This is a genomic window from Waltera intestinalis (genome assembly GCF_009695995.1).
In the GTDB taxonomy this organism is placed as follows: Bacteria; Bacillota; Clostridia; order Lachnospirales; family Lachnospiraceae; genus Acetatifactor; species Acetatifactor intestinalis.
The window spans coordinates 20321-47114 of sequence record NZ_VUMU01000019.1 but is presented as its reverse complement, the minus strand read 5'-3'; the positions used below and the strand labels follow the sequence as shown (position 1 = coordinate 47114).

21 protein-coding genes and 1 tRNA gene are annotated in these 26794 nt (G+C 47.4%); 2 read left to right on the top strand and 20 right to left on the bottom strand.

The features are described from left to right. Positions 1-21: 21 nt before the first annotated feature. The 9 genes from trpD to pta form a co-directional block, all read right to left on the bottom strand. Complete coding sequence (trpD, locus tag FYJ59_RS12785; RefSeq protein ID WP_154498250.1) at positions 22-1617, bottom strand: anthranilate phosphoribosyltransferase; 1596 nt, start codon at positions 1615-1617, stop codon at positions 22-24. After that, positions 1614-3092 (bottom strand): anthranilate synthase component I, encoded by a 1479-nt coding sequence (gene trpE, locus FYJ59_RS12780; RefSeq protein WP_154498239.1) that lies wholly within the window; start codon positions 3090-3092, stop codon positions 1614-1616. Before trpE ends, trpD begins: the two co-directional genes overlap by 4 nt. Positions 3093-3594: 502 nt before the next feature. Further along, complete coding sequence (locus FYJ59_RS12775; RefSeq protein ID WP_154498218.1) at positions 3595-4419, bottom strand: hypothetical protein; 825 nt, start codon at positions 4417-4419, stop codon at positions 3595-3597. Beyond that, positions 4412-5842 (bottom strand): sensor histidine kinase, encoded by a 1431-nt coding sequence (locus FYJ59_RS12770; protein WP_154498213.1) that lies wholly within the window; start codon positions 5840-5842, stop codon positions 4412-4414. Before FYJ59_RS12770 ends, FYJ59_RS12775 begins: the two co-directional genes overlap by 8 nt. 26 nt (positions 5843-5868) lie before the next feature. Further along, a complete protein-coding gene (locus tag FYJ59_RS12765) occupies positions 5869-6525 on the bottom strand; it encodes a response regulator transcription factor (RefSeq protein WP_154498207.1) in 657 nt (218 codons plus the stop codon). After that, positions 6525-7664 carry an FG-GAP repeat protein gene (locus FYJ59_RS12760; protein ID WP_235898046.1) on the bottom strand — a complete coding sequence of 380 codons (1140 nt, stop codon included), beginning with the start codon at positions 7662-7664 and terminating at the stop codon, positions 6525-6527. Before FYJ59_RS12760 ends, FYJ59_RS12765 begins: the two co-directional genes overlap by 1 nt. Positions 7665-7707: 43 nt before the next feature. After that, positions 7708-8949 (bottom strand): 6-phosphofructokinase, encoded by a 1242-nt coding sequence (locus FYJ59_RS12755; RefSeq protein ID WP_154498204.1) that lies wholly within the window; start codon positions 8947-8949, stop codon positions 7708-7710. Positions 8950-9047: 98 nt separating this feature from the next. Further along, the gene (locus FYJ59_RS12750; RefSeq protein WP_022154406.1) at positions 9048-10244 is read right to left on the bottom strand and encodes an acetate kinase; all 1197 of its coding nucleotides are present in this window, start codon (positions 10242-10244) and stop codon (positions 9048-9050) included. Positions 10245-10369: 125 nt separating this feature from the next. Beyond that, positions 10370-11371, bottom strand: a complete 1002-nt coding sequence (gene pta, locus FYJ59_RS12745) for a phosphate acetyltransferase (protein WP_154498180.1) — start codon at positions 11369-11371, stop codon at positions 10370-10372. Between the two features lie 297 nt (positions 11372-11668). Here pta and FYJ59_RS12740 point away from each other — a divergent pair, with 297 nt between their 5' ends. After that, positions 11669-12904, top strand: a complete 1236-nt coding sequence (locus FYJ59_RS12740) for a nucleotidyltransferase (protein ID WP_205839544.1) — start codon at positions 11669-11671, stop codon at positions 12902-12904. Positions 12905-13248: 344 nt separating this feature from the next. On the opposite strand, the gene FYJ59_RS12735 is transcribed toward FYJ59_RS12740, so the two are convergent. From FYJ59_RS12735 to FYJ59_RS12705, 7 genes are all read right to left on the bottom strand, one after another. Beyond that, positions 13249-14613, bottom strand: coding sequence for a PFL family protein (locus FYJ59_RS12735; protein ID WP_118550786.1), 1365 nt, complete (start codon positions 14611-14613; stop codon positions 13249-13251). 48 nt (positions 14614-14661) lie between these two features. Beyond that, complete coding sequence (locus tag FYJ59_RS12730) at positions 14662-14934, bottom strand: ACT domain-containing protein (RefSeq protein ID WP_022153987.1); 273 nt, start codon at positions 14932-14934, stop codon at positions 14662-14664. 189 nt (positions 14935-15123) lie between these two features. Next, positions 15124-15924, bottom strand: coding sequence for an MBL fold metallo-hydrolase (locus tag FYJ59_RS12725; RefSeq protein WP_154498171.1), 801 nt, complete (start codon positions 15922-15924; stop codon positions 15124-15126). Between the two features lie 30 nt (positions 15925-15954). Then, positions 15955-18069, bottom strand: coding sequence for a cell division protein FtsA (locus tag FYJ59_RS12720; RefSeq protein WP_154498168.1), 2115 nt, complete (start codon positions 18067-18069; stop codon positions 15955-15957). After that, complete coding sequence (gene coaE / locus FYJ59_RS12715; RefSeq protein WP_154498165.1) at positions 18057-18662, bottom strand: dephospho-CoA kinase; 606 nt, start codon at positions 18660-18662, stop codon at positions 18057-18059. Before coaE ends, FYJ59_RS12720 begins: the two co-directional genes overlap by 13 nt. Then, the gene (gene polA, locus FYJ59_RS12710; RefSeq protein WP_154498353.1) at positions 18663-21383 is read right to left on the bottom strand and encodes a DNA polymerase I; all 2721 of its coding nucleotides are present in this window, start codon (positions 21381-21383) and stop codon (positions 18663-18665) included. Between the two features lie 47 nt (positions 21384-21430). Further along, entirely contained in the window at positions 21431-21751 is a 321-nt protein-coding gene (locus FYJ59_RS12705; protein ID WP_022153982.1) for an anti-sigma factor family protein, read from the bottom strand. A gap of 176 nt (positions 21752-21927) precedes the next feature. Here FYJ59_RS12705 and FYJ59_RS12700 point away from each other — a divergent pair. Next, positions 21928-22010, top strand: a tRNA-Leu gene (locus tag FYJ59_RS12700). A gap of 371 nt (positions 22011-22381) precedes the next feature. Here FYJ59_RS12700 and FYJ59_RS12695 read toward each other — a convergent pair. The 4 genes from FYJ59_RS12695 to FYJ59_RS12680 all read right to left on the bottom strand — a co-directional run bounded on the left by FYJ59_RS12695 (position 22382) and on the right by FYJ59_RS12680 (position 26667). Next, entirely contained in the window at positions 22382-23425 is a 1044-nt protein-coding gene (locus FYJ59_RS12695) for a S66 family peptidase (protein WP_154498162.1), read from the bottom strand. A gap of 112 nt (positions 23426-23537) precedes the next feature. Then, positions 23538-24815 carry a diaminopimelate decarboxylase gene (locus FYJ59_RS12690; RefSeq protein WP_022153980.1) on the bottom strand — a complete coding sequence of 426 codons (1278 nt, stop codon included), beginning with the start codon at positions 24813-24815 and terminating at the stop codon, positions 23538-23540. 26 nt (positions 24816-24841) lie between these two features. Further along, positions 24842-25825 carry a diaminopimelate dehydrogenase gene (locus tag FYJ59_RS12685; protein WP_154498159.1) on the bottom strand — a complete coding sequence of 328 codons (984 nt, stop codon included), beginning with the start codon at positions 25823-25825 and terminating at the stop codon, positions 24842-24844. Positions 25826-25908: 83 nt separating this feature from the next. After that, the gene (locus FYJ59_RS12680) at positions 25909-26667 is read right to left on the bottom strand and encodes a TrmB family transcriptional regulator (protein WP_154498156.1); all 759 of its coding nucleotides are present in this window, start codon (positions 26665-26667) and stop codon (positions 25909-25911) included. Positions 26668-26794 lie beyond the last annotated feature (127 nt).

The window sequence follows — 26794 nt, the reverse complement described above, 5'->3', positions numbered from 1 at the left end:
GTCAAAAGTACTCGTAACACTTTATCTTGCATTGCTCAGCTTGATAAAACGCTCCAACTGTGCCTTTGCAAGGCCTGTGTCGATGACCTTCTCTGCCAGCTTCACGCCGTCAGCCATGCTGTCTGCCTTGCCTGCCACATACAGGGCTGCTGCCGCATTTAACAGTACTGCGTTGCGTTTGGGACCCTTTTCGCCGTTTAAGATAGCTCTGGTGATCTCTGCGTTCTCCTGGGGAGTTCCGCCTGCCAGGTCCTCCTTCGTGCATCTTACCAGCCCAAAATCTTCCGGTGTGATCACATAATTTTTGAAGGTGCCGTTGTCGATCTCACAGACTGCGGTAGGCGCACTGGCGGAGATCTCGTCCAGTCTGTCCTGTCCGTAGACTACCATGCCTCTCCTGACTCCCAGATTGGACAATACCTTTGCCATGGAAGGCAGCAGGCTTTCATCGTACACACCCATGATCTGATATACCGGTCCTGCAGGGTTCGCTAACGGTCCTAAGATATTGAAAATTGTACGGATGCCCAGTTCCTTGCGGATGGGACCCACATGTTTCATGGCAGTGTGATATTTCTGTGCAAAGAGGAAGCAGATGCCGATCTCTTCTAACAGCTTCCTGCTCTGCTCCGGCTCTATGGTGATATTCACGCCCAGTGCTTCCAGGCAGTCTGCCGCACCGGATTTGGAGCTGGCTGCACGGTTGCCGTGCTTGGCTACCGGTACACCCGCGGCAGAGATCACGATGGATGCCGTGGTGGAGATATTGAAGGAATTGGAGCCGTCACCGCCGGTTCCCACGATCTCCAGCGCTTCTACATCTGCGCCCAGCTTTCTGCCGAATTTCCGCATCTCTTCTGCGGAGCCGGTGATCTCTTCGATGGTCTCACCCTTCTGGCTTAACGCTGTTAAGTAAGCGCTTTTTAAAATATCGCTGGCTTCCCCGCTCATGATCTCATCCATAACGGTTTTTGCCATATCGTATCCGATGTTCTCATTTTTTACTAGTTTATCTACTGCTTCTTTAATCATATTTCTGCCTTCTCCCTTCTGCGTCTGTAAAAAATTAACAATGATATGTCGTCCGTCCGGTGTCAGTACGGATTCCGGATGGAATTGTACTCCGTAGATCTGTTTCTTTGTCTGTTCTACCGCCATGACTTCGCCATCTTCGGTAACTGCGGTAACTTTCAATTCTTCGGGAATCGTCTGAGGATCCGCTACCAGCGAATGATATCTTGCCACAGTGATGACTTTTTTCATGCCTCGGAACAATACGCTGTCCGTATCCAGAGTCGCCAGAGACTGTTTGCCGTGCATCAGGTGGGATGCATAGGTAACGGTAGCCCCTGCCACCTCACAGACTGCCTGATGCCCGAGACAGATTCCCAAAATAGGTATCCTGCCCCCAAGTTCCCGGATCACATTTTCACAGACACCCGCTTTGTCCGGTCTGCCGGGTCCCGGCGATAATATGATATGGGAGGGATTCATGGCTCGGATCTCATCCACGCTGCATTCATCATTGCGGATCACCCGGATATCCGGGTTCACACTTCCCACCAGCTGGTATACGTTGTAGGAAAAGCTGTCGTAATTATCGATCAGTAATATCATACTTCCATTCCCTCCTGTGCTTTCCAAAGAGCCTGTTTTACAGCTGCTGCCTTCTGGATACATTCTCTGTATTCCTTCTCCGGTACGCTGTCCGCCACGATACCGGCGCCGGATCTTACGAATACTTTTCCATTCTTGGAAAAAGCAAGTCTGATAGCAATGCAGGTATCCAGATTTCCGGTAAAGGAGATATAGCCGATGGCTCCGCCGTAGATACCTCTCTTATTGTCTTCCAGTTCATTGATGATCTCGCATGCCCGAAGCTTCGGGGCTCCCGACAGAGTTCCTGCGGGGAGGATGGCATCCACCGCATCCAGAGCATCCGCATCCTCTTTGATCACTCCTCTTACCGTGGATCCGATGTGCATGACATGAGAATATCTCTCAATGGACATATACTTTTCCACTTCCACGGTGCCTATCCGGCTGATCTTGCCGATATCATTCCGTCCCAGATCCACTAACATATTGTGTTCGGAGCGTTCCTTCTCATCTGCTAAAAGCTCTGCCTCCAACGCCTTGTCCGCTTCCTCGGTGGCACCTCTGGGTCTCGTTCCTGCTAAAGGGAAGGTATGTAACACGTCGTCCTCTAACTTTACTAATGTCTCCGGACTGGCTCCCACGATCTCACCATCACTTCCGGAGAAATAGAACATGTATGGGGAAGGATTTGTCGTGCGCAGTACCCGGTAAGCATCTAAGAGGCTTCCTTCCATCTCCGCCTCCAGGCGATTGGATAATACCACCTGAAAAATATCTCCCTCTCTGATGTAATGCTTGGCTTTCTCGACCATGCTGCAATAGGCTGCTTCGTTGAACAGTGGTTGAAAGTCTGTCCGGAGCTTACAGGGAATATGCTCTGCCTTTTCCCCATTCAGCAAAAGCTCCTTCATGTTGTTCAGTTCCCGCTCCGCCCTATGATAATTGATCTCCAGATCATCGGTCTTGATATTCAGGATCAGGATCAGCTTCTGTCTGTAGTTGTCAAAAGCGATGACCTTGTGGAACAGCATCAGGTTCACATCCTGGAAGCCTTCCTCGTCCTTCGCATCCAGTCGCAGGGTCGGTTCGCTGTATTTGATATAGTCATAGGAAAAATATCCTACAAGACCTCCGGTAAAGGAAGGCAGCCCCGGAAGCTTGGGACTTTTATTCTCTTCCATGACGCTGCGGATGATCCCTCTGACATCTCCGGAATCCGTCCGGCTGGTCAGTTCCGATTTTATTGTGGTCATACCGTTATAGCAGGTGATCTCAAGCAAAGGATCATATCCTAAAAAGGAATACCTGCCCCATCGTTTATCTGCCTCCGCACTTTCCAGCAGGTAGACATGACCGCTGACCTTTTTTAAGATGCGTAGCACTTCGATGGGTGTGGTCATATCCGCATACATCTCTGTGCTTAAGGGAATCACTCCGTAATTTCCTTCCGCTGCGATCTTTTTACATTCTTCCAGTGTGGGTGTGATCTTCATTCCGGTACTCCTCCTTAAAATTATTTCTGCTCACACCTTTTCAGCGCCTCAATTCGTAAAATCGCCTCTTTGAGGCTTCCTTTTACTCATTGGGGTTATCTCGCCAAAGGTACAAAAAAACCGCCCATGACAGAATCTGATTCTGTCATGGACGGGTTATTTACACTTCCCGCGGTGCCACCTTGCTTCACAATTGCTTGTGCTCTTACAGGATACCAACATATCCCCGGCAACTGACGTATGCCCTCACGTCGCAGAATACTTGAGGTCTTAGGATTCTGTGTGTCCTCTTTGACTGCGCCCTCCGTGGTCCATTTAACAACCTGCGTTCCAACCTTTCTCAGCATCCGGTCTCTCTGTAAGTGCACGAACTGTTTTTATCTCCACATCAATGGTTTTCTTACCGCTGTATTTAATTTTTATTTATATTACCGCTTTAGTGTGCTAACGTCAAGTAGTGATTTTAATCTTTTTTGTAAAAATCTTTGCGTATTTTATTTTTCTATCTTCCTACTTTGAGGAAAAGCTCACGAATTCCTTCATAGTAACCGATGGTCACCGTGGTACTGCCTTCCTCCCCCGGGAAAGTATACTTGGCAAAATACGGCGTCGTCTCCAACAGCGGATTTGGGTCTTCATATTTTTCAAGACCAGTCAGCTCCAGATATTCCGCATACCGGTCGATCATGGCATCCGTATCGATGTCATCCCATTGCTGTCCGGTCCGGACATAGAATTCATAGATTTTGCCGGTATCCGCATCCAGATATATATCCAGAAAACGGTTACTCTTATCCGCATTCCTTACGTCCGTAGACAGGCTGAGTTTCCATACGGAGAGATTATTCCTCGGCTCCAGCACATCGATGGCTGAGCAGATCACCGCTTCGTAAGAGTCTTCCGACACTTCCTTTACTTCCCCGGGAAGAATTCCCTGCTCCTTCAGGGTCTGAATCTCTCTGTTGCATGCCTCATATACCGCTTCCTCCTGAATCTGTCCCTCTCCCGGCTGCTGACGATTCTCCACAAACGCATAGGTACCCGTCATTTCTCCGTAGTTTCCTGCCTCATTGTCCACTCTGGTCAGAAACCGCAGTTCACTCTCCGGCAGGGTCTGGCTGCTCAGACATCTTCCCAAAAGATACAGCTTCTGATTGCTGCTCATGCGGTAACGATATCCTTCCGCTCCTTCCACTGCCTCTGTGGTAATACTGTTTAAAAGTCTCTCATCCCTTTTGGCCGCGATCCATTCCGGACCCCACAGAGCCGCAAGAATGACCACAACTGCTACCGCAAAGCCCAAAGAACAGCTCTTCCATCTATTCATCCGCGTTCACCCCCTCGTCCGGAATCAGAAAGCCCATGCAGCTTCCAAAACCCAGTGTACTCTCGATCTTCAGGCGGCTGTGATGCAGCTCCAGAATAGCGGTACACAGTGCAAGCCCCAGTCCCGCTCCGTTATGAGCCCTGGATCTGGATTTATCCACCATATAAAAAGCTTCCGTGATCTTTTGAAGTTCTTCCTCGGGGATACCGATTCCTTCATCCCGCACCTGAAAATAATAACCGTTCTCCATGCGCCTTCCTGTAATCTCCACGGTCTGCCCCTCCTCGGAGGCTTTGATGGCATTATCGGTCAGATTGATCAAAACAGTCTTCAACAGGTTCTCCTCGGCATAGAGTTCTCCCTTTTCCCAGCAGATGTCAACCTTCACTCTGCCATCTTCCGGGTTCTTGGTCTCATCATAAATTTCCTGCAGATACGAGAAAATACCGGAGACATTCGTGGTCTTACGATCGATCTCCTTACGTCTGGTCACAATGATGTCCAACAGTCTGAGCGCCATAGTCTCCAGGCGTTTTCCCTCTGTATAGATATAATTGGCACACAAAAAATGCCTCTCATCATCCAATTTCCGGGAACGCAGCATATCCGCATAACCGATCATGGCAGTCAGCGGTGTCTTCAGTTCATGGGAAAATGCGGCAATAAAATCTTCTCTGGCTCTGACTTCATTTTCCAAATTCTGAATATTCTGCTCCAGCGCCTCTGCCATATGGTTGAAATCCGCGGTCAGCTGCCCCATTTCATCATTACTGATCTGCTCCGCGCGATAGCTATATTCTCCCTCCGCCATTTTGCCGGTGGCACGGGTCAAAAGTCTGATAGGTCTGGTCAGCCAACAGGCAATCAGCGTCATGACCGCTCCACTGCACAACAATACGATCACCGTAACCTGACGATACATCCGGAATCCTTCCGTCCTCTCCGTATATACCGCAGTTATATTTTTCATGGTCTCTAACGTCAGCAGACGGTCGGACACATTGATCCTGGTCTGTGTCTGGATATAATAGGAATCCCCAGACTGCACTACCCGGTATACTCTCGTATTTTCTCCGCGTTCTTCCCACAGAGAAGTATCCCCGGTAAACCCTTCGCTGGCATACAGCACCTTACCGTTCTCATCGCTGATCCGCAGCAATCTGTTGCCGTGCTGTCCACTATTCTCCAGGTATACTCCGATCTGTTCCACCGTTCCGTCCGGAAGCACATCATATTTGGACGGAATATTTAAAGCTGCCGTCTCGAAAGCGAACCTCAAAATACTGCTTTCATCAAGTGCCTGTCTGGTCTCACGCTCCATGGAGGTCTGAAATACATAATTTACAAAAAAATAACCGCTTGCTCCGCATGCCACTGCCATGATCAACATCGTACAAAACAGTATTTTCCAGGAAAATTTCATACATCTCTCCTTTTACCCACTCCGGGTCATGCAATCTCAAGCCGGTATCCCACCTTATAGACCGCCACCAGCTGACGCTCCCATCCCATCTTCTTGCGCAGGCGCTGCACATGAAGCTCTAAGGTTCTGCTATCTCCGTCATACTCTTCGCCCCACACTTTTTCATACAGATTTTCCTTGAACAGGGCAATATTTTTGTTCTGGATAAACAACACCAAAAGTCCATACTCCTTATTGGTCAGCACCACGGGCATTCCTGCCTTGGTCACCATTCTGGCATCCATGTCCACCACCACATCCCCGGCGGACAACTGTGCTGCCATCTTATGGAATCTGCGCAATACGACCTCCACTCTCGCCAGAAGTTCCACGACATCAAAGGGCTTCACCAGATAATCCTCTGCGCCAAGCCGCAGCCCCTTTACACGATCCTTCACATCTCCCCTGGCTGTAATGAAGATCACCGGGATCTTCAAAGGTCTGATATATTCCATGATGTCAAAGCCATTCACTCCGGGAAGCATAATATCCAGCAAGATCAGATCAAATTTTTCTCTCTCGATGCATTCGATTGCTTTCATGCCGTCCTGTACGCTTTTGCAAAAATATCCTGCTGCCGACAGATTCAGATCGATCAGATCACAGATCGGCTTTTCATCATCCACGATCAATATTTTTATCATTATGTCTGCCACCCCCAGTAGGCACGTATCTTCCCAACCAGTGCCTCTAAAGTGTCCTCCTCCGTACATTCATAATTTGCGGTAAAATCTTTGTCTTTTTCAAATCCGGCAGTCCGCTGATAATACACGGTACACACGGTATCTACCAATAGTTCCCCAAAATCTCCCTCGTAACTGTATTTTGCAAATACCACCAGGTCCTTGAACCCATCGCCGTCCAGATCCTTCCCCTGGATTCCCTTCAGCGCATAGAGATTGTCGTAATCCTCCATAGGTTGGAAGCTCCACACAATATTTCCCTGCTCGTCGATCAGGTAGATCATAAACACATCATATTCCACCATCCGGTATACTCCGGGCACTACCTTCATTTTCCCCAGCTTTTCAAAATTACGGGTATAGCTTTGTTCCTCGATCACACGGAAATTATGGCTGAGCAGTTCTCCGTATGTCTCCGCAGTGTAGAGGAATTCTGTGGAACGTCCGTCGCGTACGAAGTTCAGAATACACGCCGGATTTTTATTCATATCAAAGCGGTTGATCTTGTCCGAGATCCGATAGTCTCTGTAAAAGCTGCCATCCTCCTGGAACAGAACATCTCCCACTTTATAAGATTTCTCCTGATAATCTCCTCTGTCATTATGGCACTGGGCAATCAGAATAATATCCGTATCGCTGTCATTGTCCACATCCTGAAAAGATACCGATGCAAGCTTCTCTATGGGCTGCCGTAATTCCCCCGGATAGCAGTAATTTGCCTCCAGCTGGTCCGTCTTGTACAGAATCTGTCCATTATCATCTGCGAGAAAAACTGCCAGTCTGTGGTACTGCTTGTCCAATGCCGCATAGAACCATACTTCATCCACTTCGTCCTCCGGCATATCCTCCGGCAATTTCTGAAGTGGCATGGCAAATATCTGATCCTCTAACAAACGGAATCCGTTTTCCTCCAGCTCCGTGATCTTCTCTATATTCTGAAGCCTGGACTGATACCTGACGTACTCTTCCGCCACCGATCCTGTGTTCCTTCTGGCTGCAGTCACGGAAAAAGAAAAGGCGGGAACAAGCGTAAATAAAGTTGCAAAGAGCATGATACATGCTATGATCAGCATGTTTTTTCTCTTCCTGTCTTTCGGCATGTTCCCACCTCCTTTGTATCCAATTTGTTCTATCTATACTTGCTTACTTTATATCCGGCAGATCATCGATAATAATATGTCTGGGCTGGCCTGTGATCATGATCGGGGTCAGTTCCGCCTGTATCAGAGGCTCGATATAGTTCTTCATCTCTGCTGTCACGTAATCTCCCTCTTCCGTAATCCAGGAACGGGGAACCTTTTTCTCCAGATTTGCTACCTTATGCACATCGTAGAGATCCGTGGTGCAGATATAGGGATCCTGGGATACTCTTTTCAGAATCACCATCTGACCGGTCTTGCCCTCAAAAGCTGCTTTTACCGCAGTACCGCCTACCTGATAAGCCTCGGTGATATCCACACGGGAGGTCAGATGTCCTGCACAGCGTTGCAGGGTAGACAGTTCGATAGCTCTGGACTTGCAGCCCAATTTCTCGATGATCAGGTCGGACAGATATTTACCGGTACCGGATAACTGCACATGACCGAAGGAATCGGTCTTGTCCGAGTGTGCGGACAATTCGCAGACATATCTGCCGTCTGCCGTCTTGATACCTTCCGATACAGCGATGACGATGGACTGTTTCTCAACTACCAGTTTCTTTACTTTTTCCAGAAAAACATCCACATCGAAAGGAACCTCCGGCAGATAGATCAGATCCGGACCTTCGCAGTCTTCACTCTTGGCAAGTACTGCCGCACCGGTCAGCCAGCCGGCATTTCTTCCCATGATCTCGATGAACGTCACGCTCTGCATCTCATAGATCAGACCATCACGTACCAGTTCCTTGGTAACGGTGGCAATATATTTTGCAGCGCTGCCGTAACCGGGCGTATGATCCGTACCCTCCAGGTCATTATCGATCGTCTTGGGCACACCGATAAAACGGATCGGACTGTCAACTGTCTGGGCATAATCGGAAAGCTTTTTTATGGTATCCATGGAATCATTGCCACCGATATAGAAAAATGCCGTAATCTCCAGTTCTTCCAGAATTGCAAATATTTTCTCATAGATAGCTTTATCTTCACTGCTCTCCGGCAGCTTATAGCGGCAGGAGCCCAGGAAGGATGCCGGGGTTCTCTTCAGAAGTTCCACATCCATATCGTTACGTATTTTCTCTCCAAGATCTACTATCTTTTTCTCCAAAAGGCCCTGGATGCCGTAACGCATACCGTATATGGTATCCGCCCCCATATCCTTTGCTGTCTTATAGACACCGGCAAGGCTTGCATTGATCACCGCGGTGGGACCTCCGGACTGTCCTACGATCACATTTTTCTTCATAACATTTTCTCCCTCTGTTCATTCCTTACCATAATAAAACACCCATCAATCGGAGCCTCCGGTTGATGGGTGTTCTCATTCTTAAGGTTCCGCCGAACCTATTTTACCAAACTTACTGTCTCTCTGGCAATAGCAAGTTCCTCATTCGTAGGAATTACCATTACAGTGGTCTTACTGTCAGGAGTGGAAATAGCGATTTCTTCGCCGCGCTTGTGGTTCGCATCCTCATCGATGGATACGCCCAAGAAGCCCAGATGCTCACATACCAGGGAGCGAACCAGCGGTGCGTTCTCACCAATACCTGCGGTAAAGCAGATCACATCTACACCATTCATTGCTGCTACATAAGAACCGATGTATTTTGCCACACGATAACAATAAGTCTTCATTGTACGGATGCAATGCTCATCACCTCTGTTATAACCATCTTCCAGATCGCGGAAATCAGAAGACAGGTTGTTGGACAGACCGTATACACCGGACTTCTTGTTCAGAACAGTCATGATCTCGTCGATGTTCTTGCCCTCTTTGTGAGCGATGAACTCCATGATGGCGGGATCAATATCACCGGAACGGGTTCCCATGATCAGGCCTTCCAGGGGAGTCAGGCCCATGGAGGTATCTACGCATTTGCCGTTCTTAACTGCAGATACGCTGGCGCCGTTACCTAAGTGGCATACGATGATCTTCAGATCTTCGTACTTTTTGTCCAGAACCTCTGCCGCTTTCCTGGATACATAAGAGTGGCTGGTTCCGTGGAAACCGTAACGTCTGATCTTGTACTTCTCATAATACTCATAAGGCAGACCGTACATATAAGCTTCCTCAGGCATGGTCTGATGGAAAGCGGTATCGAATACAGCTACCATGGGAGTGGTAGGCATCAGCTTTTTGCAGGCATTGATACCGATCAGGTTTGCAGGGTTATGTAAAGGAGCCAGATCGTTGCACTCTTCGATGGCTTTCATAACTTCATCGGTAATGATGGTAGATGCTGCAAACTTCTCACCACCGTGTACGATACGATGTCCTACGGCACCGATCTCATCCAGGCTCTTTACTACACCGGTCTTAGGATTGGTCAGTGCTTCCAGTACAAGACGGATTGCTTCGGTGTGATCCGGCATGGGAGTTACGGTCTGTTCCTTCTCGCCGCCATCGGGGGTATAGGTGATCCGGCTTCCTTCGATACCGATTCTCTCACAGAGACCCTTTGCGATGCATTTCTCGGTCTCGGAATCGATGAGCTGGAACTTCAGGGAAGAGCTTCCGCAGTTAATAACTAAAATATTCATGGCAAATTCCTTTCTTTTTTAATCTGTCAGACTAATGTTCTATGATCTCATGTCACCCGGTAAGGGCAATACATGAATACGGTGCGGGACAGATATCCCGCACACGTTTATGGTTTTTATAATGATTATACCAGCTGTGCCTGTACAGCAGTCAGTGCTACGACACCAACGATATCCTGCCAGGAACATCCTCTGGACAGATCGTTAACAGGCTTTGCGATACCCTGTAACATAGGACCGTAAGCTTCTGCGCCACCCAGTCTCTGTACCAGCTTGTAACCGATGTTACCTGCATCCAGGTTCGGGAAGATCAGAACATTTGCATGTCCGTTAACAGGGCTTCCGGGAGCCTTGGACTTAGCTACGCTGGGAACCAGCGCTGCATCCAGCTGCAGTTCACCGTCTAATGTCAGATGAGGATACTCCTCATGTGCAATACGGGTAGCTTCTACTACTTTGTCAACCAGAGCATGCTTGGCACTGCCCTTGGTGGAGTGACTTAACATAGCGATAACGGGCTTGGGTCCGATCAGGGACTTGAAGCTTCTGGAAGAGGTATCTGCGATAGCAGCCAGCTCTTCGGGGGTAGGATCCTGGTTCAGACCACAGTCAGCGAACAGGAAAGTTCCGTTCTCACCCTGATCCTTGAATACGGTATCCATAACAAAGAAGGCGGATACCAGCTTAACGCCGGGTGCAGTCTTTAAGATCTGCAGTGCGGGTCTTAAGGTATCTGCGGTGGAGTGACATGCACCTGCTACCATACCGTCAGCATCGTTAGCCTTAACCATTACGATACCGAAGGTCAGGTAATCATTTAACAGGATCTCTCTTGCCTTCTCGGGAGTCATTCCCTTTGCTTTTCTGGTTTCATATAATAAATTCACATAGTCATCCAACTTGGGAGTTGTTTTCGGGTTAACTACCGTTACCTTGGACAGGTCGACTTCCAGCCAGCCTGCACCATCCATGATCTTTTCTTCATCACCGATCATAATGATATCTGCGATGCCCTCTTCCATGATACGGGCAGCAGCCAGTAATGTTCTCTTATCATTAGATTCCGGTAATACAATTGTTTTTTTGTCGAGTCTTGCTCTCTCTTTAATCATGTCAATGTATGACATATCCATTCTCCTTTCCGGCGGGGGATACCCGCTTCCTCCCAAATAACTTCTGTAAAGTTTTGGTTTTATCTTAACAAACCGATGTATTTATATTATACTAAATACATCTAGCGTAGACAAGGGCATAATGTTCGCAAAATTGTATATTTTCAGATACAACCTTGGAATTTCAATTGCAAAATATGCTGATAACCATGCGCATGTAAACGCTTTCAATGTATGTTATTTTTTTCACATACGCAGTTTGTATTTATATTCGTTTTACCGTATATTTCTTTTCACGAAAGGAGCCATGTTATGAAGGTCAATGGTATTGTCGCAGAATACAACCCTTTTCATAATGGTCATGCTTACCAGATGCAGCATGCCAAAGAAGCCACCGGCGCCGATTATACGATCATCGTTATGAGCGGCAACTTCATGCAACGCGGTGCTCCTGCCCTGCTAGATAAGTTCACCCGCGCCAAAATGGCTTTGGAATGCGGTGCGGATCTTGTGCTGGAACTCCCCACATGCTACGCTGCTTCTAGTGCGGAGTTTTTTGCCAAAGGATCCGTTGCTCTGTTCGACAAACTGGGAGTTACCACGAATCTATGCTTTGGCAGTGAATGCGGTAACATCGATACGCTCTCCCGGATCGCCGAAATCATCTACACGGAGCCGGAACCTTATGTGGAATCCCTGCGCTGCAATCTGAAAAAGGGAATGTCCTTCCCGATTGCAAGGACCTGGGCTCTGTTGCAGTACGCTCCTTCATTGAGTGATGACAAGGATGTGCTGTCCTCTCCGAATAATATACTGGGAATTGAATATCTGAAGGCTCTGATGTCAAGGAACAGCAAGATTGTTCCCTTCACTACCACCCGTGTAGGTGCGGATTATCACGATAAGCGTCTGGGGACCAACCAGTGTTCCGCTATTGCCATCCGTCAGTCCGTAGCTGCCGGGCATGATCTTACCTATCTTGCATCCCAAATGCCGGAAAATGCCTATGAGATATTGCGGACTTCTCTGGAAGAACAGAAGCCTCTGTTTGCGGATGATTTTTCTGCGGCGCTGCAATACAAGCTGCTGACGGAATACTCGTCTGGCTATGATTGCTATCAGGATATCTCTCCGGATTTATCGGACCGCATCCGGAACATGCTTCCATCTTTCACAGGATATACCTCATTCTGCGATCTGCTCAAGAGCAAGGATATGACCTACACTCGTATCAGCAGATGCCTGTTCCATATTTTGCTGAATATGACCAAGGAAGAATTCGAGACCTGCAAGTCTGAAGATTATATTTCCTACGCCAGAGTATTGGGATTTTGCAAGGATGCAGCTCCTCTCCTTACCGAGATCAAAAAGAACAGCTCCATTCCACTCATTACCAGTTTGGCAGACGCAAGACAGACACTTCCCGCAGATGCTTTGCGTATGCTGGATCTGGATATTCTCCGAAATCAGATCTACCTGGGGCATCTGGCACTGAAGAATAAAAAAGAAATGGTGAATGAATACCGGACACCGATTGTGATTGTGTAAATTGAGAGTTAGTGAAATAATCCCGTAGCCCTTGGCAGGGCTACTGGTTTTTGAAAGCTTTTCAAAACGCAGAACTCCCGGAGTATGCGGTGCCATGTCGAAGATGTTTGTCGGAGGATGTTGATATTTTCTAGAAAAGTGCTGAAAGACAGGGGGAAAGCGGACACGATGTCCGCGTCAGCCGATTGTCGACATGGATGTCGACTGTAGGCGGCCCCGTCATGACGAGAACTACTCATCACTTTTCGTAGAAAATTCACATCCGGAGACCTTACATCGAGACATGTGTATCGCATGCTCCGGGAGTTCGTGGATTTTGCCAATGTATTCAACTAATTTTCAATTTAGTTCTTAAAGCTATGGATGGGGGCAGGGATGCGTCCGCCGCGGTTGACGAAAGCATCACAGGAGAAGGTGTTCACAGGCATGATGGGCGCGTAGCCTAACAGGCCTCCGAATTCTACGGTCTCTCCCACTCCTTTTCCGATGACGGGAATGATTCTCACGGCAGTGGTCTTCTGGTTCACCATTCCGATGGCCATCTCATCCGCAATGATACCGGAGATAGTAGTTGCCTTGGTGTCTCCGGGGATGGCGATCATGTCCAATCCAACGGAGCAGACACAGGTCATTGCTTCCAGTTTTTCAATGGTAAGAGCTCCCGCATTGACAGCATCGATCATACCCTGATCTTCACTGACGGGAATGAACGCTCCGCTTAAACCGCCGACATAAGAGGATGCCATAACACCGCCTTTTTTCACCTGATCATTTAACAGAGCAAGGGCTGCGGTGGTTCCGGGTGCTCCGGCACGCTCCAGACCGATCTCACAGAGAATATCCGCTACACTGTCGCCGATAGCCGGGGTCGGTGCCAGGGACAGATCCACGATTCCGAAAGGAACATTTAACATCCGGGATGCTTCCTGTGCTACCAGCTGTCCCACACGGGTTACTTTAAAGGCAGTCTTTTTAATGGTCTCACAGAGAACCTCAAAATTCTCTCCGCGTACCTTCTCTAATGCAGTTTTGACAACACCGGGACCGCTAACACCGACATTAATGATCTTGTCCGCTTCGGTCACACCATGGAATGCACCTGCCATAAAGGGATTGTCATCCGGTGCATTACAGAACACAACCAGTTTTGCACAACCCAGGGAATCATCTTCCTTGGTATACTCAGCGGTTTCCTTCACCATCTCTCCCATAAGCTTGACCGCATCCATATTGATGCCTGTCTTGGTGGAGCCCAGGTTCACAGAGCTACACACACGCTCTGTGGTGGACAGCGCAAGAGGAATGGAACGGATCAGCAGTTCGTCTGCCGGAGTCATTCCCTTGCTTACCAGTGCAGAATATCCGCCAAGGAAATTCACACCCACTTCATGTGCTACTTTATCCAGGGTCTTTGCAATGCTTGCAAAGTCCTCGATGGTGTGGCATGCGGCGCCGCCGATCAGCGCAATGGGTGTTACGGAAATTCTCTTATTTACAATAGGAATACCAAATTCTCTGGAGATCTCCTCTCCGGTCTTCACCAGATCCTTGGCTGCTTCGTAAATTTTGTTATAAATTTTCTCGTTTAATCTGTCCAGATTGGAATCGATACAGTCTAACAGACTGATTCCCAGTGTGATAGTACGCACATCCAGGTTCTCTTCCTCAATCATTTTGTTCGTCTCTGTTACTTCATATAAATTGATCATTACAGCTCCTATCTGCCCCTTCGGGTCTTTATGATTTATCGTGGGGCATTAGATGCGGTGCATCTTGTCAAAGATCTCTTCCTTCTGGCATTTGATCACTACGCCGATCTCTTCTCCGAGAGCAGCCAGTTCATCTGCCATGTCACCAAAAGGCTTCTGCATCTGATTGGTGTCAACGATCATCATCATATTGAAATATCCCTGTACGATGGTCTGGGAAATATCCAGGATATTGATGCCGTTCTCCGCAAGATAGGTACATACCTTTGCGATAATGCCTACTGTGTCCTTACCAACTACCGTAATAATTGTTTTTTTCATAATCGCCCTCATTTTCCGCATGATTTCATGCTATTATTTCTATCTATATTTCTATCTATTAAACTACACTTTGTTACATTTTGCAACCTTATGTTCATTCGCTGAACGCCAATCTATGAGCAAAGTGAGTCACGAAGTGAAGTAAAACGTGCTGACGCGAATTTGCAAATAGCGCGGTCTGAAACATAATTAAGCAATATTGATGACCGGAGATACATTACTCCTGTCCGCCACCATCATTAGGAAGTCCTCCGCCCGATAAGGATTCTCTCCCATGGTGATCTCCATGCGGACCGCCTCATAGGCCAGCTCGGGAAGATTATTTTCCTTGCTCAGATGCCCTAACACAATAGCCTGTAATTTATCATGTAAAATACGACAAAGAAGCTTTCCGGAATTTTCATTGGAAAGGTGCCCTCTCTCCCCTAAGATTCTCTGTTTTAAATAATAAGGATAAGGACCTACCTGCAACATCTTCACATCGTGATTAGCTTCTACAAGCAAAGCATCCATCCCCTTCAGGCACTCCACGGTGTAATCGTTATATACGCCCAGATCCGTACAGATTCCGACTTTTTTATTCCCATATGCAATGCGATACCCTACAGGCTGTGCCGCATCATGTGAAATCTTCATGGGATTCACGGTCAGATCCTTGATGGTCAGTTTCACATCTTCCTTCACCTCACGGAACAGTTCCGGATCGATCTTCCCAAGATTTCCCATCTTCTGAATCTCTTCCAAAGTCCCGGGAGTAGCATAGATGGGCACATCGTATTTTCTGGCCATGACACCTAAGCCAGCCACATGATCCATATGTTCATGGGTCACCAGGATACCGTCTAAGTCTCTGCCGGTCAGTCCCAGACTGTTCAATCCGGCCTCCGCTTTTTTCCCGCTGATTCCCACATCCACCAGCAGATGCGTGGCTTCGGAACCCACATAAATACAATTGCCGCTGCTGCCGCTGGCAATACTGCATAATCTCATAATTTTACTAATCTCTTTTCTATCGCATTATTATTTCAAATTTTTCCAGTAGATCTCGATCACATCACCCTCAGTCAGTGTCTCCATATACTGTGCCGGACGTCCATTCAGATTTGTCACAATGGATCTTCCTGCGGACGCAGCGGAGCCCAGATCAAAATCAATATAATCAAACACATCCACAAATACATAGAAAGCTTTTCCCTGCATGGTAATAGGCGTATGATTTACAATTACAGTCAGGGGATGCGGAAGCTGCGGCACCGTAGGTGTTTCCTGCACAATCTGTACCCCGGGCTCGTTTTTTCCCTCATCTGTCTGTGCTTCTGCTACCGTATTCTTCGGTTTTTCCACCGGATCCGGAACCGTAACACTCTCCTTTGGCAACGGATTCTCCATATCCCAACTAACCGTAAAATGTTCATACACTCTGGTCTCCGGCTGTGCCGCCGTATCATTGACTTTGATACCTGTCCCCAGTGGTACATCCAGGAATTCCGCAATTTCTTTTACGGTATAGAAATTGCGAATCTGGATATCATCTTTCTGACAAATATGATAAAATTCATTCTCTCTGCGGCCATTGACATCTGCCGTTCTGGGCAGACTGATCTGCCTGCCATTGACGTACACCGCCAGGGCATCTCCCATCTCCGGAAGACTTCCCAGTTCCATGACCGCCTCCACACCTTCCGTGGATGGCGTTATCACAATGCGATCCCCATTATGTACCTGCGTATACATATCCGCTTCTTCGTCATTGACGCGGATGACTGCTGCCTCTCCCCGTTCACCCCTTACCATGCGGTTCTTACCGTTTACGGTAAATAAAAGAGCCTCTCCTCTTCTGGGGAACAGTTGATCATTGGGGAACTGCATCTGCATTGCCGCATCCGTCACGGACAACTTTCCATTATCATACAGCTTTACTCTTTCCCCATTGAATTCTACGAAAATAAAATTATTGCTCTGCATATAGTAACTCAAACAGATTCCGATCGGGGTTACCATCATGGCATCTTTTCTGGCATTTTCCAGTTCGAACACGATTGTCTGCATGACCTCCTGCCCGCGGATTGCCACACGTTCCTTCACAATGCCCAGCTTCGCCGCCAGCTTTTCCGTATAACCCTGCACCATTCCGCCACCGCCTACTACGAACACCGCGCTGACCGGTTTGTCACCGTTTAACTCCTTTATCGTATCGGATACCATCTGCGTCATACGCTCAATCTCCGGATCCAGAAGCTCCAGTACCTCACCTGCGGTAATCGTCTGGGGCAGGCCCATGATGTCTTCATATTCAATGATCTCCTGGGTCCTGCATTTTCTCTTGATCTGCTCCGCAGTCTCAAATTCTACCAGACAATGTTGTACCAGGATATCCGTCAGGCTGTCCCCGGCTACGGGAATCATTCCGTACGCGGTTATGGTACCTTCTTTGGTAATGGAAATATCGCTGGTTCCCGCGCCGACATCCACCAGTGCCATATTTAACATCCGGAACTTTTCCGGGATAGCCACCTGAATGGCCGCAATAGGCTCCAGTGTCAGATTTGCCACATGTAAACCTGCAAATTCCACCGCCTTGTACAGTCCGTCCACTACATCATCCGGCAAAAAGGTGGCAATCAGATCCACCGCAATACTTTTGGCCTTATGTCCTTCCAGATTTCCCATCTGGTAACCGTTCATATAATACCGCATAGGTGTATAACCCACGCAATAAAATTTCATATCTGTGTCCGTATTACTGTTTTGGAATTCCTCATAGGCTTTTTCGACACCCATGGTACACAGAGAATAAACATCTTCCTGCATGATTTCCCGATCATTTTCAAACGTATGCTCCACATAGGTCGTAACCGTACGCAGTACACGACCTGCTGCCGCAATACAGACATCCGTCAGTTCTCTCCCCAGATCTTCCTCCAGCTGTTCCTTTACTTGAGAAATCGTCTCACCGACCTTGCCGATATCATGAATCTGTCCATCCAGCATGGCTCTCGTCTCATGCTCTTTGGAACGCTGTGCAAGCACATGGAACTTTCCGCCGTTTAAGTATCCCACCGTACCTACGATGCTTCTGGTCCCAATGTCCAGTCCGAATATCAACTGTCCCTGTTTTTCTTTTACTCCCTCCATGTATATGCCTCCAGTTTCTGTCTGATCTGTCTGTAACTGTTCTCCAGACTGTCGCTGTTATCTATGACGAAATCACAATGTTTCCGGAATTCATTCTCCGACAGCTGCGAAGACATGATCCTATCGATCTTCTCCGGTGTGTATCCACGACTTACGGACAGACGTTTTCTGCGTACCTCTTCCCTGGCATAAATATACCACATCTCATCCACGACTTCACCGAAACCGTTCTCGATCAGAAGGGCTGCCTCGACGAAAAACAATTCCACATCTCCCTTAGCACGCGCCTCCGCCAGCCGGTCAGCCAGATATTTTTTCACCGCCGGGTGAATGATCTGATTTACTTTTCCCAACAATGCGGGATCCGCAAAAATCTTGGCGGCCATAGAGGGTTTATCAATCTGCCCATCCGCACGCAGAATGTCTCTGCCCAGCAATTCCACCAGTGCCTGATACCCTTCCGTTCCCGGTTCTTTTACTTTATGTCCGATATCATCTGCCAGATAGATCTCGCATTTGTAATGCTGACCGATGTATTTTAAAATTTCCGTTTTTCCGGCACCCACGCCGCCGGTAATTCCTATAAAACGCATTTATTTTGCCTCGTACCAGTCTTTTCCCGTGTGCAGATCGATCTCCAGCGTAACCGCCAGATCTGCCGCAGATTTCATGTTCTCTGTAAGGATCTCCCGAACCCTTGCTTCTTCTTCCAGTGCTGTCTCGATCAGAAGTTCATCATGCACCTGTAAAATCAGTCGTGACTTTAATCCTTCCTCTTTCAGCGCTTTCCATACTTTGATCATGGCGATCTTGATAATATCCGCCGCGGTTCCCTGAATGGGTGCGTTCATTGCCACACGTTCTCCAAAAGATCTCTGCATGAAATTAGACGATGACAATTCCGGAATCGGTCTTCTCCTGCCGAACATCGTTTCCGTGTAGCCTTTATTCTTCGCATCCGCCACCAGTTTATCTATAAATTCCTTCACCTTGGGATAGGTTTCAAAATACTGTTCAATATACTGCGCCGCTTCTTTTTTGCTGATGCTGAGATCCTGGCTCAGTCCAAAGGAACTGATGCCGTAGACAATACCGAAATTTACAGCCTTGGCATTACGTCTCTGCAGATCCGTAACCTCTTCGAAAGGAGTATGGAATACCTTGGATGCTGTGATCCGGTGAATATCCTCTTCCTGTCTGTAGGCATCGATCAGCTGCTCATCTCCGGACATATGGGCCAGTACACGCAATTCGATCTGCGAATAATCCGCATCCATGAATTCATATCCCTCCCTGGGGACAAATACCTTGCGGATCTTTCTGCCCAGTTCCATACGCATGGGAATGTTCTGCAGATTCGGTTCTGTGGAACTGATCCGCCCTGTGGCTGTAATGGTCTGATTGAAGTTCGTATGAATTCTTCCATCCGCCTCGATAAAAGCTGCCAGCCCGTCCGCATAGGTTGATTTCAGTTTTGTAAGTCCTCTGTACTCCAGAATATCCCGCACAATCGGATAATCCGCAGACAACTTCTCCAGCACATCCGCTGCTGTAGAATAACCGGTCTTCGTCTTTTTCCCGCCCGGGATCTGCATCGTCTCGAACAGTACCTCACCTAATTGTTTGGGGGAATTAATATTAAAATCAACTCCAGCCTGTTCGTGTATTGCATGCTCCAGTTCTTCAATCCGGGCAACCAGCGCATCACCGTAAGATTTCAATTCCTCTCTTCTGACAGCCACGCCTTCCTTCTGCATATCGTAGAGTACCAGCGACAGAGGCATTTCCATCTCATTCATGAGCCGCTTCATGCCTGCTGCCTCCAGCTTGTCCTCGAGCACTTTCCTGCACTTTACGGATACCCAGGCCCCATAACAGGTATATTCCGCGGCTTTTTCTCTCTCTTCCGAAAGCAATGTCCGGAAGGATCTCTTTCCAAATACTTCCGCCTTTCCCTGGATCATGATCCCCAGATGCTCTGAAGCAATGGACTCCGGATCATAATCATTTTTCAGAGGATTCAATAGATAGGCAGCTATGAGAATGTCAAAATATTGTTCGGTACCGCTGTGGTCCAGATAATCGTACTGACGCTTTACATCAAATGTAGCAATCCGGAGTCCTTTCACGGAAGAAAGTTCCTGCAAGGCTGCCGTGATCTCTGCCGTTTCATCCACCGTCTGTTTCACCTCTTCAAACAGGCTCAACTGCCCCTCCGGTTCCTGCTCCCGCTTCAACGCATAAAATACCGTTTCCGCATCCGGCACAGATACTGCCGCTCCAAGCAGTTCTTCCTTCTTTGTATTAGATCCCACCGCCGGTTCCGTGATCAGCCACAGACCGATTTCTTTTTGTTTCTTGGCTTTTTTTAAAAAATCCAGGAATTCTTTTTTCTCCTCAATGATCCGAAAGTTCTCTGTGATTTTTGTGTCTGTGGCAGCAGCATTCTTCTCGAATCTGCCGAGCAGATTCTTAAATTCCAGACGCTTGCACAGGGTATACGCTTCCGGTGTATAGAATCCTTCGGCTTTTGCCTGATCGTAATCCAATTGCAGATCACAATCTGTCTTGATCGTAGCCAGTGTCTTACTCAGTTCTGCCAGATCCTTGTGTTCTATCAGCGACTCCCGAATACTTTTTTTCGAGATTTCCTCTACGTGGGAATAAATATTATCCAGCGAGCCATATTCCACCATCAGCGCCTGGGCTGTCTTCTCTCCCACCTTAGGCACTCCCGGTATATTATCCGCCGTATCCCCCATCAACGCTTTCAGTTCAATAAACTGCAACGGAGTCACCTGATAGGCTGCCTGCACATCCGCAGCATAATAATCCTCAATTTCCGTTCTTCCCTGTTTTGTCTTCGGAATGCGGATCTTGATATGATCCGTGGCGATCTGCAACAGATCCCTGTCGCCGGATACCAGCGATACTTCCATTCCCTCCTGCTCTGCTTTCTTTGCAAGGGTTCCCAGAATATCATCCGCTTCCAATCCAGCCTGCTCCATGATGGTAATATGCATGGCCTTCAGGACTTCCTTCATGACCGGCACCTGCTGTCTTAATTCCTCCGGCATGGGTTTTCTCGTTCCCTTATACGCCTGATACATCTGATGACGAAAAGTCGGTGCATGAACATCAAATGCCACTGCCAGGTAATCCGGCTTTTCCTCTTCCAGAATTTTAAACATAATATTCAAAAAACCATAGATGGCATTTGTATGCAGCCCTTCCGCATTGCTCAGATCCGGAACTCCGTAAAATGCCCGGTTCAATATACTGTGTCCATCGATCAATACCAGTTTCTGACTCATCATCTAATCTGTCCTATCCTGTTTCTGCTATTACATACAATTACATGCTACGAGATGATCCATCCTAGAAATCCCAGGAGAAAAATCACCGTAATCACTTCCAGTACGGCTCCTGCCTTCAAAAAAGACATATGAATCTTCACCTTGCGCTTTGCCTCCGTCAGGCGAATCTCCAGTTCTCTCTGCAGGTCAAAAGCATCACCGTCTTCCAGACGCTGCATACCTTCCGTCACCAGGAACTGAATCACCAGTTCTTCCTTACATCCGGGACATTCCTGCATATGTTCTCCAAACTCCTGTAACGTCAGGAAATCAAGTTTCCCGGCTATAAATTCAGGAATATTTTTTTCAAATTCTTTGCAATTCATGCTTCCACCCTGTTTGCTTCCATCACTATAGGTCGTATTCCCCTATACCCATACACATTTACTATACAACATCTTGTGGAAAAAGACTAGAAAAATAGTATCCATATTTGGGAAAAAAACTCTTGTCAAGCTTTTCAATCTATGTTAAGATGAATTCCGTTGTGAGTGTTTGATTAGCCGGCGTGTCGGAATGGCAGACGAGGCAGACTCAAAATCTGTTGGTGGCAACACCGTATGGGTTCAAGTCCCATTGCCGGCAGTAGGCGCAGAGCTTAAGGTTCTGCGCTTTCTTTTTCCCTTTTTATACTCGAATCCCATTTCCTGCTTTTCCATTTTATTGCCAATCATCTCCTATGGATGAATTATTACAAAATTGTTACAATTCATTTGTGCTTAGCTAACACAGCCGTAACCGGACACCATGCAACAGGAAAAGGAGGAAGAAAGTATGTGTTTCAGATTCATTAACTGTTCTCAGTGGTTGAATGCATTTTGCAGCTACTTTAATTTCGGCTGCTAATATTGTTTTCGATGAATAGAGCGTGACCCTGTCGCGCACACTGCAAAAAGGCTCTCCCTCCCAGGATGAGCCTTTTGATTTCTATACCGTTTATGAGAATTTATACGTTTTTACCGGTAGTCATAACGGATGGTAATGTCATTGTCACATACTCTTACTTTCGCAAGGCTTCCTGTCACAATAGGCATCATCGGTGCCAGATGTCCCAGATCCGCATCCATGATCACAGGAACATTCTTCTCACCAGCTACAGAGAGGATCGCCTGATACTGATCCAGTCCCATCATCTCCTGTCCAAAACACAAGGGTCTGCCGATCAGGAAGCCTTTGACATACCGGAACCACCCGGCTTCCTCCATCTGCCACATCGCTCTGCGGATTGCAAAAACATTCAGATCACAGGCTTCTAAGAACCAGATGATTCCGTCCTCTTTATATTTTTCCAGAAAAGCTCCTGTTTTATCAAACCGGGTGCCCAATAAATTCACCAGACAATCCATGCATCCACCTAAAAGTCTTCCGGAAAACTGAATTTTCTGTCCGGCTCCTGCTGCCTGTCTGCCCAAAAAGCTTTTCAATACTCTGGTTTCTGTCGTGTTGTAGGGTAATAGCGGATGTTCCTCGTTTTTCAGAGATTCCTTTTCCCACTTGTCGTAACCGTGTACTTCCTTCGTCTCTCCCTTCAGCAGGCCGAATGCATCCGTTAACGACAAATGCCAGGGTTCCATACCGAATGCCGCTGCGCAGGGTCCATAAACAGATGCCGTGTCACAGATGGTTGCCAGCAGATAGGTCATGTTAGTATTGTCGGAATATCCCAGATACCACTTGGGTTCTGCCGCCTTCAGGCGTTCAAAATCCACATGACTCATAGTCTCACACATCAGTTCGCCGCCTCCGCAGGAGATCAGACAGTCGTTTTCTCTGCTACAATAATACTCGGTCAGTTCCTGACCGCATTTTTCCGGCGTATTACTGATACCGATCCCCTCTCCCGCATAGCAGTTGGGACCCAGTTGTAATTGGTAACCCATTTCACGGAACTTTTTCTGTGCATTACCAAAGGCACTGTAATAAGGTTCTATCTGACAGCCAAAAGAAGGGGCCACGAATCCGATGGTCCCTCCCTGCTGTATATTTTTCGGATATCTCATTGCTTCGTATCCTCCTGTATATACTATGCATAAACGATTACTTCGTACTCTGCACTTCCGAAATTGCAATGTCCATTCGCATTCCGGGATATCGCCCTCCTATGGGTAAAAGTTATGCGTCAAAGTCAATCTTGTTATAAATATCGAAGCAGTCAAACGTTGCGAAATAATCTCTCGGTGTCTCAGCACGGCGGATCATTTCCACACTGCCATCTTCTTTTAACAGAAGTTCCGCAGACTTCAACTTACCATTGTAGTTATATCCCATAGCAAACCCATGTGCGCCGGTATCGTGAATTGCGATATAGTCACCGATGTCAATCTTCGGCAGCATCCGGTCAATGGCAAATTTGTCGTTGTTCTCACACAAAGAACCGGTCACGTCATACTTATGGTCGCAGGGTTCGTTCTCCTTGCCCAGTACGGTGATGTGATGGTACGCACCGTACATGGCAGGACGCATCAGGTTCACAGCGCAGGCATCCACACCGATGTATTCCTTGTGTGTGTGCTTCTCATGGATGACCTGGGTTACAAGATGTCCGTAAGGTGCCATCATGTAGCGGCCAAGCTCCGTATAAATTGCAACATCACCCATACCGGCAGGTACCAGAACCTCCTCGTATACCTTGCGCACGCCTTCGCCGATGGCCCGGATATCGTTAGGCTCCTGATCCGGACGATATGGAATTCCGATACCACCGGACAGATTGATGAAGGTGATATGCGCGCCGGTCTCTTCTTTCAGCTTCACTGCCAATTCGAACAGTTCTCTCGCCAGTGTGGGATAATAGTCATTTGTTACCGTATTGCTGGCAAGGAAGGAATGAATACCGAAATTCTCCACACCCTTTGCCTTCAGGATCTTATATCCCTCGAACATCTGCTCCGTGGTAAAGCCGTACTTGGCATCTCCCGGATTATCCATGATGTTATTACTGATAGAAAAATATCCGCCGGGATTGTAACGGCAGCTTAAGGTCTTGGGCAGATAACCGATGGTCTTCTCCAGAAAATCGATATGGGTGATGTCGTCGAGATTAATGGTAGCACCGATTTTTGCCGCATATTCAAATTCATGGGCCGGAGTATCGTTGGATGAGAACATAATGTCCTCTCCCTTTACACCCATGGCATTGCTCAGCATCAGCTCTGTCAGAGAGGAGCAGTCACATCCGCAGCCATATTCTCTCAAAATATTGATCAGGAACGGGTTGGGAGTCGCCTTCACTGCAAAAAACTCCTTGTACCCCTTATTCCATGCAAATGCCTCTTTCAGTGCTTTTGCATTCTCACGAATTCCCTTTTCATCATAGATATGAAACGGTGTGGGATATTTTTCTACGATCTTTTCGATCATTTCTTTGGTAACAAATGCCTTTTTTTCCATAAGTATCTCCTCTAAGTCTATATTTATTACAATAAAGTACTTCTCATCTCTTCCGGAGTCAGAGTACTTAAGTATGCGGGAGCAACATCAAATACGGTCTTGCAGCCATTCTGACCTTCCTGGTTCATACGATAGGCTGCTCTTGCATAAGCAGTCAGTACACAGGAAGTAAATTCCGGATTAGAATCCAGCTTTAAGCTGTATTCGATCACATGATCATGCTCACCGTTTAAGCCAGTCTTGCCGGTACGCAATACGAATCCGCCATGAGGAATCCCTGCATGATCTCTCTGCAGCTCTTCCTCTGTGATGAAATGTACCGTGGTATCATAGTCTGCAAAATAGTTAGGCATAGTCTTGATCTGCTCTTCAATCTGTGCCTTGTCTGCGCCCTCTTCTGCTACCACAAAACACTCTCTGGTGTGCTTCTGTCTGGTGGTCAATACCGGATTTTCACAATTCCTGACAGCTTCCAATGCGGCTTCTACAGGAATGGTGTACTGCTTGGCGTCCTTAACCCCGGGGATACGGCGGATAGCGTCGGAATGTCCCTGGCTGACACCCTTCCCCCAAAAAGTATAGTCACTGCCGTCTCTTAAAATGGCATTGGCATACAGTCTGTTCAGAGAAAACATACCGGGATCCCAGCCTACGGAGATCATAGCTACCTTGCCGCCTTCCTTAGCAGCAGTATCTACCTGTGCAAAATGCTCGGGAATCTTCGCATGGGTATCAAAGCTGTCCACCACATTAAAATACTTTGCATACTCTGCGGTCTGCTTCGGCAGATCGGTTGCGGAACCTCCGCACAGTACCAGTACATCGATCTGGTCCTGCATGGACAGTAACTGATCTACATTGTATACCTTTACATCTGTTAATGTCTTCACTGTAGCAGGATCTCTTCTGGTGAATACTGCCACCAGCTCCATGTCATCGTTCTGCTTTACCGCACATTCCATTCCTCTTCCTAAATTACCATAACCTAAAATTGCAACTCTGATACTCATTTTCTATCCCTTTCTTTTTATAAATTATTTGCATATGGAAACACCATTTCCATTCTTCCACAATAGAAAAAGTGTTGTAAGCTTTATTCATTCCGGGCAATTCTGATCAGGGCGATCTCGTTGCGCATGGCGTCCTTGAAAACTCTGACAAAATTCTTCTGACCGCTGTAGAGACAGGCATCATCACTCTTCCCGGTCACCGTACCGGTAAGAATATACTCGGAATCTATAATAAGACGGATTTGATCTGACCGCTGTTCCTCTTCCTCCGGCTCTCTGAAATGCTCCGGTACACGGTATTGTATGATACCGTCACGTAATTCTTCGTCTTTAGAAAAAAGTTCTTTATTATCCTCTGAGATCAGGACTACTTTTTTCCCTGCCTTCACCAGTTCCCGGATTTCCTCTGTCCATTCTTCCAAAAAAGCTCCTGTTGCGGAAAAATAAATCCGCATTTCCGCTCCGAGAATCATATGCCGGATTTTATCACAGATGTGCTCATATCCTTCAATGGTTATGTACCCTTCCCGGGGGAGAGACTTTTTCGGGCCGTCGGCCACCAGTCGCTCCTTTACTTTCATCAGATACCGGACCCTGTTATCACAAAATTCTGGGAGTGCCACTGCCAGATATTTGGAAGATGTCCCTTCCATCACGTAAGCAGCACCATGCTCCACCAGAGATGCCAGTCCGTTATACACATTGGACCTGGATATTCCGGTCAGCTTCGCCACTTCATATCCTGTTAATTCCTCATTTTTCAGAAGACACAGGTATATTGCAGCTTCCTGCCTGCTCAGTCCAAACAGAGTAATATGTTCTATGATTGCCGCTTCTTCCATGAGCCCTCCATTAGTAGTTCTTTACAGGAACACTATAGTAGGGAATTCTTGTTTTGTCAATAGGGGAAATGATTATTGAGAAAAGATGTCAGTAACTTGAGAGTTAGTGAAATAATCCCGTAGCCCT

Excerpts from the sequence above, each read along its gene's own strand:
- FYJ59_RS12740 (WP_205839544.1), top strand. The coding sequence starts at position 11,669 with ATGAAGGTCAATGGTATTGTCGCAGAATACAACCCTTTTCATAATGGT.
- FYJ59_RS12720 (WP_154498168.1), bottom strand. The coding sequence starts at position 18,069 with ATGGAGGGAGTAAAAGAAAAACAGGGACAGTTGATATTCGGACTGGAC.
- trpD (WP_154498250.1), bottom strand. The coding sequence starts at position 1,617 with ATGATATTACTGATCGATAATTACGACAGCTTTTCCTACAACGTATAC.
- FYJ59_RS12690 (WP_022153980.1), bottom strand. The coding sequence starts at position 24,815 with ATGGAAAAAAAGGCATTTGTTACCAAAGAAATGATCGAAAAGATCGTA.
- FYJ59_RS12750 (WP_022154406.1), bottom strand. The coding sequence starts at position 10,244 with ATGAATATTTTAGTTATTAACTGCGGAAGCTCTTCCCTGAAGTTCCAG.
- FYJ59_RS12760 (WP_235898046.1), bottom strand. The coding sequence starts at position 7,664 with ATGCCGAAAGACAGGAAGAGAAAAAACATGCTGATCATAGCATGTATC.
- polA (WP_154498353.1), bottom strand. The coding sequence starts at position 21,383 with ATGAGTCAGAAACTGGTATTGATCGATGGACACAGTATATTGAACCGG.
- FYJ59_RS12680 (WP_154498156.1), bottom strand. The coding sequence starts at position 26,667 with ATGGAAGAAGCGGCAATCATAGAACATATTACTCTGTTTGGACTGAGC.
- FYJ59_RS12765 (WP_154498207.1), bottom strand. The coding sequence starts at position 6,525 with ATGATAAAAATATTGATCGTGGATGATGAAAAGCCGATCTGTGATCTG.
- pta (WP_154498180.1), bottom strand. The coding sequence starts at position 11,371 with ATGTCATACATTGACATGATTAAAGAGAGAGCAAGACTCGACAAAAAA.
- trpE (WP_154498239.1), bottom strand. The coding sequence starts at position 3,092 with ATGAAGATCACACCCACACTGGAAGAATGTAAAAAGATCGCAGCGGAA.
- FYJ59_RS12755 (WP_154498204.1), bottom strand. The coding sequence starts at position 8,949 with ATGAAGAAAAATGTGATCGTAGGACAGTCCGGAGGTCCCACCGCGGTG.
- FYJ59_RS12775 (WP_154498218.1), bottom strand. The coding sequence starts at position 4,419 with ATGAATAGATGGAAGAGCTGTTCTTTGGGCTTTGCGGTAGCAGTTGTG.
- FYJ59_RS12730 (WP_022153987.1), bottom strand. The coding sequence starts at position 14,934 with ATGAAAAAAACAATTATTACGGTAGTTGGTAAGGACACAGTAGGCATT.
- FYJ59_RS12735 (WP_118550786.1), bottom strand. The coding sequence starts at position 14,613 with ATGATCAATTTATATGAAGTAACAGAGACGAACAAAATGATTGAGGAA.
- FYJ59_RS12725 (WP_154498171.1), bottom strand. The coding sequence starts at position 15,924 with ATGAGATTATGCAGTATTGCCAGCGGCAGCAGCGGCAATTGTATTTAT.
- FYJ59_RS12695 (WP_154498162.1), bottom strand. The coding sequence starts at position 23,425 with ATGAGATATCCGAAAAATATACAGCAGGGAGGGACCATCGGATTCGTG.
- FYJ59_RS12705 (WP_022153982.1), bottom strand. The coding sequence starts at position 21,751 with ATGAATTGCAAAGAATTTGAAAAAAATATTCCTGAATTTATAGCCGGG.
- coaE (WP_154498165.1), bottom strand. The coding sequence starts at position 18,662 with ATGCGTTTTATAGGAATTACCGGCGGCGTGGGTGCCGGAAAAACGGAA.
- FYJ59_RS12685 (WP_154498159.1), bottom strand. The coding sequence starts at position 25,825 with ATGAGTATCAGAGTTGCAATTTTAGGTTATGGTAATTTAGGAAGAGGA.
- FYJ59_RS12770 (WP_154498213.1), bottom strand. The coding sequence starts at position 5,842 with ATGAAATTTTCCTGGAAAATACTGTTTTGTACGATGTTGATCATGGCA.